Here is a 12,674-nt window from a genome sequence, read left to right as displayed (position 1 = left end):
TGTGAATATAACTTTGCGCCTTACAAAATAAATATAATAAGACAAAAAGAAAACGGAAAGTCAATGATTCCATTTTCTATTTCGTACGACTTATTCCTAACATTCAATTAAGGGCGACGCAAAAGTACACACTTATTGAATATAATTTTTAACATTCTATTACTATATCAGAACAAAACACCAAAATCAAGCTTTTACACTTTTTAAAATGTAATAACCCTTGCTTTTTTCGATTATTTCTGCATTACCAAAAATATCTTGCATTTTTTTCTTTGCAGAAGGCATACCTTGCTTCTTCTGAATAACAACTAGAAGCTGTCCACCACTCGATAATACTTCGATGCTTTGCTCAAGAATTTTATGAACAATTTCTTTCCCTGCTCTAATTGGAGGGTTTGTTAATACAAAATCAAATTCTAAATCTAATACATCATCTAAACAGTTACTTACTTTCAACTGAGCATTTTGAATGTTGTTAGATCGTTGATTATCTTTTGCCAAATCCAATGCGCGTTCGTTCACATCTACCATAGTCACTTCACTATGCGGAAGTACTTTCGCACACATTAAACCTATTGGACCATAACCACAGCCCACATCCAATATTTTCTTTTTAGGACCAGGGGGATTTGCATTTAAGAACGTTGTTACGAGTAAATCAGACCCAAAGTCTATTTTCCCTTTTGAGAAAACACCATGATCTGTCTGAAGAGAGAGTTTGTTATCGCGATAAAAATAATCGAAACTTTCTCGTTCCGACTTCACGTTTGGATCGTTATCAAAATAATGACTCATTACGCCACCTCTTTATTGATTAAATGAGTAAATAAAAACCCGTTATCATGATAATAACGGGTTTTTTGATTTAATACAGAGATTATTTTAATTCTACAGATGCGCCAACTTCTTCTAATTTTTCTTTTAAAGCTTCAGCGTCTTCTTTAGATAAACCTTCTTTAACAACTTTAGGAGCGTTGTCTACGACTTCTTTAGCTTCTTTTAAGCCTAAGCCAGTTGCTTCTTTAACCGCTTTAACAACTTTAATTTTTGAATCCCCAGCTGAAGTTAATTCAACGTCGAATTCAGTTTTTTCAGCTGCTGCGTCTCCACCAGCTGCGCCAGCTGCTGCTACAGGAGCTGCTGCTGTTACACCAAATTCTTCTTCGATAGCTTTTACTAAGTCATTTAATTCTAATACTGACATTTCTTTAATTGCTTCAATAATTTTTTCATTAGACATGATATATATCCTCCATTAAATAGTTTTATTTGTTGCTGAATTATTCAGCACTTTCTTCTTTTTGTTCTCCAACAGCTTTAACTGCATAAGCAAAGTTACGAACTGGAGCTTGTAATACAGATAGTAACATTGATACAAGACCGTCTTTTGATGGTAATGAACCGATAGTGTTAACTTCTTCTGCAGATACAACTTGTCCTTCGATAACACCTGCTTTGATTTCTAACGCTACGTTTTCTTTAGCGAAGTCAGCAAGAATTTTAGCTGGTTCAACAACTTCTTCGTTTGAAAAAGCAATTGCGTTAGGACCAGTTAATGTTTCTTCTAAACCTTCGATACCAGCAGCTTCAGCAGCACGACGAACTAAAGTGTTTTTGTAAACTTTATATTCGATACCTGCTTCACGTAATTGTTTACGTAATTCAGTAACTTGCGCAACTGTTAAACCACGGTAGTCAACAATAATTGTTGAAACAGAATTTTTAAGTTGTTCAGTAATTAAATCAACTTTTTGTTGTTTAGCTTCAACGATTTTTGAATTAGACATCTCTACACCTCCATATTAATTGTCCGTGCTTTTATGATGAGGTTTCTCAACAAAAAAGCACTTTTTACCCACGGCAAAAAGTGCTTGAATTTTATACGTTCAAGTCAATTTAAGCCTCGGTAGGATCGCTTTTTAAGTTCAAAAATGAACTCCTACTGTCTTAGGTTAAATATTACACATCCAAAACTATAACGCGTTTTGGAGTTGAAGTCAATATTTTTATATTATAATTTAAAGCTTGAAGTATCAACTTTGATACCAGGACCCATTGTTGTTGTAACAGCAACAGATTTGAAATAAGTACCTTTAGATGATGCTGGTTTAGCTTTAGTTAATGTATCTTGAATTGTTTTGAAGTTATCAACTAATTGTTGCTCGTCAAATGATACTTTACCAATAGATGCATGAACAATACCAGATTTTTCAGCACGGTATTCTACTTTACCTGCTTTAATTTCTTCTACTGCTTTTTTGATATCCATTGTTACTGTACCAGTTTTAGGGTTTGGCATTAAACCTTTAGGTCCTAATACACGACCAAGTTTACCAACTTCACCCATCATGTCAGGTGTTGCAACGATTACATCAAAGTCGAACCAACCTTGGTTGATTTTGTTAATATATTCTTCACCTACATAATCTGCTCCAGCTTCTTCTGCTTCTTTGATTTTATCGCCTTTGGCGAATACTAATACACGTTGTGTTTTACCAGTACCGTGTGGTAATACTACAGCACCACGGATTTGTTGGTCATTCTTACGTGTATCAATGCCTAAACGAAATGCAACTTCTACAGATGCATCAAAGTTAACAGTACTTGTTTCTTTTGCTAATTTAATCGCTTCTTCAACAGCGTATGTTGCAGTACGATCGATTTTAGCAACTGCTTCTTGATACTTTTTACCTTTTTTAGCCATTTTGTTTTCCTCCTTTAGTGGTTTTAGCGGAATGTTACCTCCCACGTGCATTATCCATAAAGACAATGCAATAGCAGACAGCGAAATAGCCGCCTGCTTAAACTTTAAAACTCAATTATTCTACGACAATACCCATGCTGCGTGCAGTACCTTCAACGATACGCATAGCTGCTTCTTCAGATGCCGCGTTTAAGTCAGGCATTTTAGTGTTAGCAATTTCACGTACTTGGTCTTGAGTTACTGTAGCAACTTTAGTTTTGTTAGGTTCACCAGAACCTTTTTCTACTTTAGCTGCTTTTTTAAGTAATACTGCTGCAGGTGGTGTCTTAGTGATGAAAGTAAATGAACGATCTTCAAATACTGTAATTTCAACTGGAATGATTAAACCTGCTTGCTCTTGTGTACGAGCGTTGAATTCTTTACAGAATCCCATAATATTCACACCGGCTTGACCTAATGCAGGACCAACTGGTGGTGCTGGGTTTGCTTTACCTGCAGGAATTTGCAATTTAACAACTTTAACTACTTTTTTAGCCACGATGTGCACCTCCTTGATATCGTGATGTGGTCATGGGGTAATGATATTTTACCCTCCCACTCTTCATTTCGTGACGAAATGGTTGCGCATAGTCCGAGCGCGACCTTTAAATAATAACATTGAAATTATGAAATTTCAAGTGTTTTTTTACAACTTTTCAATTTGATCGAATTCAACTTCGACTGGTGTTTCTCTACCGAACATGTCAACAAGTACTGTTAATTTATACTTCTCAACATCGATTTCTTTGATTTCACCAACTTGGTTACTAAATGGTCCGCTTGTTACGCGTACTTGTTCACCTAATTCAACTTCTACGTCGACAGTTTTTTCTACCATGCCCATTTGTTTAAGGATGAATTTCGCTTCCTCAGGTAATAATGGATTTGGTTTAGATCCTGCACCAGCAGAACCAACGAAACCTGTAACGCCAGGTGTATTTCTTACGACATACCATGATTCATCAGTCATAATTAACTCAACTAATACGTATCCAGGGAAAGTCTTCTTGATTTGTGTCTTCGCTTTACCATCTTTAATAGATGTTTCTTCCTCTTCAGGAATCACAACTCTAAAAATTTGTTCTTGCATGTTCATTGTCTCAACACGCTTTTCTAGGTTTGTTTTGACTTTATTTTCATAACCTGAATAAGTGTGCACTGCATACCATCGTTTAGCGCCTATCTCTTCTGACATTTTGCCACTCCTTACTATCTAATCAAATTAATTAATTCTGTAATTCCTAAATCTAATGCATAGAAAAAGATTAAGAAAAAGATTACTGTACACACTACTATTGTTGTATATTTAACAAGTTCTTTGCCAGTTGGCCAACTTGTTTTCTGCATTTCTGATTTTACGCCTTGAAAGAAGTTTTCTTTTTTAGCCATTGATTTTCCTCCTTTTAGATGGATTCTTTATGCAATGTATGCGTATTACAAGTTTTACAAAACTTTTTTAGCTCTAATCGTTGATCTGTATCTTTTTTAGGGACTGTATAATTTCTAGCTCCGCATTTCTCGCAATTTAAAGGGACTTTTCTCATCTTATCACCTAATTCATTCTAATCCTAGATTAATATACAAAACAAAACACCTAATTGTCAAACAAAGCTGAAGTAATTTCAGCCTTGTTCAGTTTCTTTTTTAATCTGTATTGTGCGTTGTATATATGTTTTACTGGTACATCTAGTTCATTTGATATTTCTTTTTTTGTTTTTCCTTGTGCTGTTAATTTTAGAATGTCCGTTTCTATAGGTGATAGTTTATTAGAATCCATCAAATAGGATAGCGAACATTCTGTTAACATTTCATTTTCAAAATCCTGACCATGACCATCTCTTAGACACCCTATTAAATTAACCGAATCACTTTTTGTTTCATCAATACTCAATGAATCTTTTAATATTTGATACTTAGTACTTTTAACTTTTCTTATATAATCAATTTTAGCATTTTTAATAATGACATTCACACAATGTATAAAGGACTCTTGCTTGTCACAATCAAATGTGAGTGCTTGCTTATACAACTTATATCTTATAATTTGTGCGATGTCCTCTTTATCATTATAAGGTAGTCTCAATGTGCTTACCCGCTTCTGAATGTCACTTTCGAAAACATTTAATAGTTGATTAAACGCTTCTTTGTCACCACGCTGAATGTCAGCAATCCATTTTAACAACTGCTTGTCTGTATTCATGTCATTCATCATGCTCATCCCTTGTTATTGTTTTGAGCATATTTTACAGAGCGCGTTCCTTATAAATCAAACTCCAAAAAATCATATTTATCGATTATTTCTTCTCCATTTTTCAAATTGCTGTAATACTTCATCTGGCAAGTTCAATCTATTTCTAGGCGTCTTAGTTTTAATTTCTGATAGATGCTTTGTTACAACAGATTCTTGATTTGCAATTGTTGACCACATTTCTCTAGATGAGATTCTATACGCACCTGAACCAAAAATAGCATGTTGTTCACTCATATCACTTGTGACTACTGTAATATGCGTAATATGCTTTCGATATAATTCATACGTTAGTCTTTCGATATAACTATCTGCTGTTTCTTTCCCTTTCGTATAAACAACTTTCACACCGTGCTTAAATTCTACTGATTCAGTACCTTCTACACCATATGCATCAAAAACAACAATCATTTCACCATCATGCTGGGTATTATAATTGATAAGTGTGATTAACAATTTATCTCTCGCTTCTTCTAAAGAAACTTGAGCAATGGAAGACAATTCGTTTGATTGTCCTATTAAGTTATAGCCATCAATAATTAAATAGATATCTTTCATTATGATTGTCCTATTGGATGCCTTTTTCTATAAACTTCATACATAAGCAGACTCGCTGCAACAGAAGCATTTAAGCTATTAACGTGTCCAACCATTGGTAATTTAATATAAAAATCACACTTATCTTTCACTAATCGACTCATACCTTCGCCTTCACTGCCTATAACGATAACAAGTGGCATTCCAGCATCCATTTGTCTATAATCAGTCGCATTCTTTGCATCTGTACCTGCGACCCAATATCCTACTTCTTGAAGTCTTTCAATTGTTTGCGGTAAATTCGTCACGCGAATAACTGGAACATGTTGAATGGCACCTGTTGAAGCTTTTGCTACTGTTGCATTTAACTGCACGGATCTTCTCTTCGGAATAATAATGCCATCAATACCTATTGCATCAGCTGTTCTCATAATAGAACCTAAATTATGCGGATCTTCTAAACCATCTAACATCAATAAGCACGGTACATGGTCAATATCTTTAGTTTCTGAAATGAAATCTTCTAATTCTTTATATGGATATGGCGCAATTTGAGCCGCGATACCTTGATGTGGAACATCTGTTAAATAGTCAATTTTTGATTTAGGTACAGTTTGGACGACTATTTTTTCAGATTTTGCAATTTTTAAAATTTCACCAATTTGTTTCTTGTTGATACCTTCTTGAATTAATATTTTATTAATCGTATGACCTGAAGTTATCGCTTCTTTGACTGCATGCCTACCAACTATAATCGATTCATCCATTGGCTCCCACCCTTTCTTCTGTTATTTCAATCATTTTATTAACGAGTTCTTCTAAGCGTTCTGTTTCATCTATTAAGAATAAATAACCGATGACCGCTTCAATCGCTGAACTTTTTCTATACGTTTGAATATCTGTATTCTTCGCTTTCGTATAACTTTTTGCATTACGACCTCGTTGAATAATTTCTAATTCTTCTTCTGTAAAAAATTCATTCTCTATCAAAATATTAAGTGCATAAGCTTGTCCCTTTGCAGAAACATATTGTTTAGACAATTGATGTAATCGATTAGGTTTCCCTTTTATTTTAAGGATAATATGTTTTCTGACATACGTATCTAATATCGAATCACCCATGTAAGCTAAGGATAACGGATTTAACATTTTAATTGTTAATTTATCCACGTCTAAACCTCACACCTTGAGCTGTGTCTTCAAGAATAATATTTTGTTCTTTTAGTGCGTCTCTAATTTCGTCCGCTCTTTGGAAATTCTTAGCTTTTCTTGCTTCATTACGTTCTTCAATTAATGCTTCAATTTCTTCATCAAGCAATTCATTTTGTTGTTTACCTACTAAAGGTACACCGAGAACTTCACTAAAGATTTCATACACTTCTTTGAAACGATTAATTGTTTTTGTAGAAGTTGTATTTTCAAGTAAATATTTATTAGCTAATTTATTCAAGTCATACCATGCAGTCATTGCATTAGCTGTATTGAAATCATCATCCATAGATGTTTCAAAGTCTTTTAATATTTCATTAATACGTTCGATATGTTGTTCTGTTTCATCTTCTTCTAATACAGCATGTTGCGATCTATCAACTAACGATTGATAACTGTTTCTAATTCTTTCTAAACCTCTATTAGCTGCTTGTACAAGTTCTAAATCATAGTTTATTGGATTTCTATAGTGCGCACCTACCATAAAGAATCTTAATACATCAGGGTCAATTTCTTTTATAATGTCATGAACTAAAATAAAGTTACCTAATGATTTACTCATTTTTTCATTGTTAATATTTACAAAGCCATTGTGCATCCAATAATTCGCGAATGTCTTATCATTGTGTGCTTCTGATTGAGCAATTTCATTTTCGTGGTGAGGGAATTGCAAATCTGTTCCTCCAGCATGGATATCAATCGTATCGCCTAAATGAACTTGTGCCATTACAGAACATTCAATGTGCCAACCTGGTCTACCTTCTCCCCATGGGCTAACCCATTTAATTTCGCCTGGTTTAGCTTTTTTCCATAAAGTGAAGTCTAGCGCATCTTCTTTTTGTTCACCTGATTCTATTCTAGCGCCAACTTTTAAATCATCTAATGATTGATGACTCAACTTACCGTAATCATCAAAACGTCTTGTACGATAATAAACGTCACCACCGCTTTCATATGCATAGCCTTTTTCGACTAATACAGCTATGAACGCAATAATATCATCCATGTGATCCATTACTCTTGGATTCGCTGTTCCACGTTTACAATTTAAAGCACCTGTATCTTCGTAGAATGCTTCAATAAAACGATCCGCAATTTCCGGAACTGTTTCACCTAATTCATTTGCAGCTTTGATTAATTTGTCATCAACATCTGTAAAATTAGATACATATTGTACATCGTAGCCACGGTATTCTAAATATCTTCTTACGACATCAAATGCTACTGTTGCTCTTGCATTACCAATATGAATGTAGTTGTAAACTGTCGGTCCACATACATACATTTTTACTTTTCCTTCTTCGATAGGAATAAATTCTTCTTTTTGTCTTGTTAACGTATTATATAACGTAATCATCAACAATCTCTCCATTCTTCGTCTTTTCAAGTTGACGTTCTAATTCTTTTAATTGTTCATATATTGGGTCTGGTAAATTTGTATGATTAAAGTTCTTACCAATTTTCAATCCATCTTGTTTAACAATTCTACCTGGAATACCAACTACTGTTGAATAATCTGGTACATCTTTGAGAACGACTGAGTTCGCGCCAATATTCACATTGTTGCCGACTTCAATATTACCTAATACTTTTGCACCAGCAGCTATCAGTACATTATCGCCTATGTCTGGATGTCTTTTTCCGCGTTCTTTACCTGTCCCACCGAGTGTTACACCTTGGTAGATTGTTACATTATTGCCGATACGACATGTTTCACCTATTACGATACCCATGCCATGGTCGATGAATAATCTCTTGCCGATTGTAGCACCTGGATGAATTTCAACTCCTGTGAAAAATCGAGCAATTTGAGATATCGATCTTGCTATAAAGTACATTTTTTTCTTAAAGAACCAATTAGCGATCAAATAACTCCATATAGCATGTAGTCCTGAGTAAGTCATAACGACTTCAAATGAAGATCTTGCTGCAGGGTCTTGATCAAATACCATTTGAATATCATCTTTGACTCGTTTAAACATTTAAATCCCCCCTCAGATAACAAAAAGCGCCCCTAACAATAATTGCTAGAGGTGCCTTTTTGCACGGTTCCACTCTTTTTAGCATTAAAAAATGCTCACTCTTTTAAATATTAACATCATCATATTTGTAATAAAGGTGCATTCGCTTAAGTAATGTGGCACATTTTCAGCAACCATGTACTCTCTAATTTCACATTATCTAATCTACTTGTCCTTTAAGTCATTTATATAATAATTTCTCGTTCTAAAAAAATCAAACAAAACGTTTTAATCTGTTAAGTACTTTATATCGACCTAACAACGCAATTGTATTCGGCAATTCAGGGCCATGAGTTTGACCTGAAACAGCAACACGTATAGGCATAAATAATTGTTTACCTTTGATGCCTGTTTCTTTTTGAACAGCTTTAATTGATTTTTTAATTTCTGCTGGTTCAAATGGCTCTAAAGTTTCAAGTTGTTTCACAAGTTCAGCCATAACAGTTGGAACTTGTTCACCATCTAAGACTTCTTGTGCTTCATCACTGAAATCAAGATGTTCTCTGAAGAATAACTCAGATAAAGGAACAATTTCTCCAGCATAACTCATTTGTTGTTGATATAAACCTACTAAGTCTCTTGCCCAAGATAATTCAGCTTCAGATGGACTTTCAGGTAATAGACCTGCTTTAACCATGTGAGGAATTGTCATTTCAAAGACTGTTTCAGAATCTTTTTCTTTCATGTATTGGTTATTAATCCATTCTAATTTTTTCTTATCAAAGAATGCTGGTGATTTAGAAAGACGTTTTTCATCGAAGATCTTAATAAATTCTTCTTTAGAGAAGATTTCTTCTTCGCCTTCAGGAGACCATCCTAATAAACCAATAAAGTTAAAGATTGCTTCAGGTAAATAACCTAAATCTTTATATTGTTCGATGAACTGTAGAATTTGACCATCACGTTTACTTAATTTTTTACGCTCTTCATTAACGATTAATGTCATATGCGCAAATTGTGGAGGCTCGAATCCAAACGCTTCATAAATCATAAGTTGCTTAGGTGTGTTTGAAATATGATCATCACCACGAATAACGTGTGAAATTTCCATGTAGTAATCATCAATCGCAACTGCAAAGTTATAAGTTGGAATACCATCTTTTTTAACGATTACCCAGTCGCCGATACCATTTGAATCAAATGATACTTCACCTTTAACGATGTCATCGAATTTATATTCTTTATCTTGTGGCACTCTAAAGCGAATACTTGGTTGTCTACCTTCTGCTTCAAATGCTTCTTGTTCTTCTTTTGTTAAGTGTGCGTGTTTACCACCATAACGAGGCATTTCACCTCTTGCAATTTGCTCTTCGCGTTCTGCTTCTAATTCTTCTGAAGTCATATAACATTTATACGCTTTATCTTCAGCTAATAATTTTTCAATTAATGGCTTATAAATGTCGCCACGTTCAGATTGACGATATGGACCGTATCCTCCGTCTTTATTAACAGACTCATCCCAATCTAAGCCTAACCATTCAAGGTTAGAAAATTGTGATGCTTCTCCGTCTTCTAAATTTCTGGCTATATCTGTATCTTCAATACGTATAACAAAGTCCCCATTATAATGTTTCGCAAATAAATAGTTAAATAATGCGGTTCTTGCGTTACCGATGTGTAAGTAACCAGTCGGACTTGGCGCGTATCTTACTCTTACTTTGTTACTCATCGTCTCACTCCTGTTTTATTCTTTACTTGTTAATAATACCACAGCTTGTGCTTGTATGCCTTCTTCTCTTCCTAGAAATCCTAATTTTTCATTCGTTGTTGCTTTTACATTTATATCTTCAATAGACACGTCTAATACTGAAGCAATTGCACTTCGCATTTGATCTATATAAGGCCTGAATTTAGGTTGTTCCGCTACAATTGTAGCATCTACATTCCCAAGTTTATATCCTTTTTTCAAAACTTGTTCATAAGATTCTTTAAGCAATAACTTTGAATCTGCATCTTTAAAAGCTGGATCTGTATCTGGGAATAGCTTTCCTATATCTCCTAGACTTGCAGCACCTAGAATAGCATCCGTAATTGCATGGAGCAACACATCTGCATCACTGTGACCATTTAAACCATGTGTATGTTCAATCTCAAGACCACCAATGATCAATGGTCTTGTCGGATCAAATTCATGCACATCATAACCGTAACCTATTCTAAACATCGCAAATACCTCGCTTCTCTAGTATAGAATGTGCAATGATTAAATCTTCGTGGGTTGTAATTTTGATATTGTCGTAATCACCATTTGATATGTGTACTTTATACCCTGCTCTCTCTACTAACGAAGCATCATCTGTACCTAAATAATTTTGTGCTTCTGCTTGTTCATAAGCTTTTAAAATTATGTCTCTTTTGAACGCTTGAGGTGTTTGAACTTGCCACATTGTTGAGCGATCGTAAGTTTGTTCAACAACACCATCGATAACTTGCTTAATTGTGTCCTTAGCTTGAACTGCTAAAATCACTGCATCTTTTGTTAAGGCATTTTGATATAATTGATTGATTTTTTCTTGTGTAATAAATGGTCTTGCACCATCATGAACCATTACAACTTCAGTATCAATCAATACTTTCAAAACTTCATTAATGCTATGTTGTCTTTCTTGACCACCTGGAATAACACCAGCAACTTTACTAAAGTCCTTTAAATGGTCTTCCATTAATTCAACTTCGTCTGGATGTGCAGCAATAAAAATCTGTTCACATGAATCTATTTCTTGAAACACGGCAACAGTTTGACGAATAATTGTTTCACCGTTAATTTCTAGAAATAATTTGTTGATTTCAGTTCCCATCCTTTTACCTTGTCCAGCTGCAGGAATGATTGTCGTAAACCCCAATTTATGACACCTTCTTCGCAAATATAATTCTACCAGAGGAAGTTTGTAGTAAGCTCATCACTTCAACAGGAATTGTCTTTCCTATATATTCTCGCCCTTTTTCAATGACGACCATTGTACCATCATCAAGATAACCAACACCTTGATCATCTTCTTTACCTATTTTCGTAATTAATAAATCGAAAATATCCCCTTGGTGTAGTACTGGTTTAATCGCTTCTGATAAATCATTTACATTTAGAACTTTTATACCTTGAAATGCACATACTTTATTCAAATTATAATCTGTTGTAATAATACTTGCTTGATATCGCTTAGCTAAATTGATTAAAAGGGCATCTACATCTTTATGTGTAGACGTTGGTTCAATAATTGAAATCGAGAAATCCGTTTTCTTCAATTCATTTAATATATCTAACCCACGTTGTCCTTTATCGCGTTTAACACTGTCTTTAGCATCTGCAATGACTTGTAACTCTTCAATTACACCTTGAGGTACGAGAATTTCTCCATCTATAAAATGACACTTCACGACGTCTAATATTCTCCCGTCAATAATGGCACTTGTATCTAAAATTTTGGCGTATTTTGAAGTTGTTTGTCTCGTTAAAGAATTTGATATACTTTCTGGAAATAATCGTAATATTTCTTCTCGCTTTTGCAAACCAATCTGAAAGCCTAGATAACATAAAAAAGCAGCAATAATAATAGGTAAAATATGTTTCAGAACTGGTGCACCGATCATTTCTAATATAAACGAAACCATAACCGCGATCATTAAGCCTATCATGACACCAACTGTGGCGAAGAATATTTCAAGAATACTCCTTTTTAATAAATATTTTTCTCCTTGATCAGCCATGTCTACAATCTTATCAATCAAAAACCCAAACAATAGGAAAATAACAACCGCACCTATAAGACCATCGATATACGGATTGGTCAGTACTTGTTCGGGTTGAATACTAAACGCATTAATCAGTTCTGGAATCACCATAATGCCTAGTGAGGAACCTATGACTAAATAACACAGTATGATTAGTCCTTTTAAAATTTTCATACGTTAACCTCCT

18 protein-coding genes and 1 other annotated feature are annotated in these 12,674 nt (G+C 34.4%); all 18 genes read right to left on the bottom strand.

Features of this window, described 5'->3' with window-relative positions; genetic code table 11:
• Window positions 1-186 precede the first annotated feature (186 nt).
• Window positions 187-795, bottom strand: a complete 609-nt coding sequence (locus LQ611_RS07250) for a class I SAM-dependent methyltransferase (RefSeq protein WP_037589919.1) — start codon at window positions 793-795, stop codon at window positions 187-189.
• A gap of 82 nt (window positions 796-877) precedes the next feature.
• A complete protein-coding gene (gene rplL, locus LQ611_RS07245; RefSeq protein ID WP_267919501.1) occupies window positions 878-1,240 on the bottom strand; it encodes a 50S ribosomal protein L7/L12 in 363 nt (120 codons plus the stop codon).
• Window positions 1,241-1,280: 40 nt separating this feature from the next.
• A complete protein-coding gene (gene rplJ, locus LQ611_RS07240) occupies window positions 1,281-1,787 on the bottom strand; it encodes a 50S ribosomal protein L10 (protein ID WP_107565226.1) in 507 nt (168 codons plus the stop codon).
• A 42-nt stretch (window positions 1,788-1,829) separates the two neighbouring features.
• Window positions 1,830-1,970, bottom strand: a sequence feature (ribosomal protein L10 leader region).
• 41 nt (window positions 1,971-2,011) lie between these two features.
• On the bottom strand, window positions 2,012-2,704 hold the full coding sequence (rplA, locus tag LQ611_RS07235; RefSeq protein ID WP_037589918.1) for a 50S ribosomal protein L1: 693 nt from the start codon (window positions 2,702-2,704) through the stop codon (window positions 2,012-2,014).
• 115 nt (window positions 2,705-2,819) lie between these two features.
• On the bottom strand, window positions 2,820-3,242 hold the full coding sequence (gene rplK, locus LQ611_RS07230) for a 50S ribosomal protein L11 (RefSeq protein ID WP_025904858.1): 423 nt from the start codon (window positions 3,240-3,242) through the stop codon (window positions 2,820-2,822).
• Between the two features lie 147 nt (window positions 3,243-3,389).
• Window positions 3,390-3,938, bottom strand: a complete 549-nt coding sequence (nusG, locus tag LQ611_RS07225; RefSeq protein ID WP_107565225.1) for a transcription termination/antitermination protein NusG — start codon at window positions 3,936-3,938, stop codon at window positions 3,390-3,392.
• Between the two features lie 14 nt (window positions 3,939-3,952).
• Window positions 3,953-4,132: a preprotein translocase subunit SecE gene (gene secE / locus LQ611_RS07220; RefSeq protein ID WP_025904856.1), complete on the bottom strand. Its 180-nt coding sequence runs from the start codon at window positions 4,130-4,132 to the stop codon at window positions 3,953-3,955.
• A gap of 14 nt (window positions 4,133-4,146) precedes the next feature.
• Window positions 4,147-4,287: a 50S ribosomal protein L33 gene (rpmG, locus tag LQ611_RS07215; protein ID WP_075577615.1), complete on the bottom strand. Its 141-nt coding sequence runs from the start codon at window positions 4,285-4,287 to the stop codon at window positions 4,147-4,149.
• Between the two features lie 50 nt (window positions 4,288-4,337).
• Entirely contained in the window at window positions 4,338-4,952 is a 615-nt protein-coding gene (locus LQ611_RS07210; RefSeq protein WP_107565224.1) for a sigma-70 family RNA polymerase sigma factor, read from the bottom strand.
• A gap of 78 nt (window positions 4,953-5,030) precedes the next feature.
• The gene (locus LQ611_RS07205) at window positions 5,031-5,549 is read right to left on the bottom strand and encodes an NYN domain-containing protein (protein ID WP_025904854.1); all 519 of its coding nucleotides are present in this window, start codon (window positions 5,547-5,549) and stop codon (window positions 5,031-5,033) included.
• Window positions 5,549-6,295, bottom strand: coding sequence for a 23S rRNA (guanosine(2251)-2'-O)-methyltransferase RlmB (rlmB, locus tag LQ611_RS07200; RefSeq protein ID WP_025904853.1), 747 nt, complete (start codon window positions 6,293-6,295; stop codon window positions 5,549-5,551). The genes LQ611_RS07205 and rlmB overlap by 1 nt, the downstream gene beginning before the upstream one ends.
• Window positions 6,288-6,677, bottom strand: coding sequence for a Mini-ribonuclease 3 (locus tag LQ611_RS07195; protein ID WP_162841903.1), 390 nt, complete (start codon window positions 6,675-6,677; stop codon window positions 6,288-6,290). The genes rlmB and LQ611_RS07195 overlap by 8 nt, the downstream gene beginning before the upstream one ends.
• Window positions 6,678-6,690: 13 nt before the next feature.
• Window positions 6,691-8,094, bottom strand: a complete 1,404-nt coding sequence (gene cysS / locus LQ611_RS07190; protein ID WP_107572784.1) for a cysteine--tRNA ligase — start codon at window positions 8,092-8,094, stop codon at window positions 6,691-6,693.
• Window positions 8,078-8,719 (bottom strand): serine O-acetyltransferase, encoded by a 642-nt coding sequence (gene cysE, locus LQ611_RS07185; RefSeq protein ID WP_025904850.1) that lies wholly within the window; start codon window positions 8,717-8,719, stop codon window positions 8,078-8,080. Before cysE ends, cysS begins: the two co-directional genes overlap by 17 nt.
• Before the next feature lie 253 nt (window positions 8,720-8,972).
• Window positions 8,973-10,427, bottom strand: a complete 1,455-nt coding sequence (gltX, locus tag LQ611_RS07180) for a glutamate--tRNA ligase (RefSeq protein WP_107572783.1) — start codon at window positions 10,425-10,427, stop codon at window positions 8,973-8,975.
• Window positions 10,428-10,442: 15 nt separating this feature from the next.
• The gene (ispF, locus tag LQ611_RS07175) at window positions 10,443-10,922 is read right to left on the bottom strand and encodes a 2-C-methyl-D-erythritol 2,4-cyclodiphosphate synthase (RefSeq protein WP_107572782.1); all 480 of its coding nucleotides are present in this window, start codon (window positions 10,920-10,922) and stop codon (window positions 10,443-10,445) included.
• Complete coding sequence (ispD, locus tag LQ611_RS07170) at window positions 10,915-11,601, bottom strand: 2-C-methyl-D-erythritol 4-phosphate cytidylyltransferase (protein ID WP_107572781.1); 687 nt, start codon at window positions 11,599-11,601, stop codon at window positions 10,915-10,917. Before ispD ends, ispF begins: the two co-directional genes overlap by 8 nt.
• Before the next feature lies 1 nt (window position 11,602).
• The gene (locus LQ611_RS07165; RefSeq protein ID WP_103360791.1) at window positions 11,603-12,661 is read right to left on the bottom strand and encodes a PIN/TRAM domain-containing protein; all 1,059 of its coding nucleotides are present in this window, start codon (window positions 12,659-12,661) and stop codon (window positions 11,603-11,605) included.
• Window positions 12,662-12,674: the final 13 nt, after the last annotated feature.

It is taken from the genome of Mammaliicoccus sp. L-M44, assembly GCF_022386355.1.
GTDB classification, from domain to species: domain Bacteria; phylum Bacillota; class Bacilli; order Staphylococcales; family Staphylococcaceae; genus Mammaliicoccus; species Mammaliicoccus sciuri_A.
This window is presented reverse-complemented; position numbering and strand designations above follow the sequence as displayed.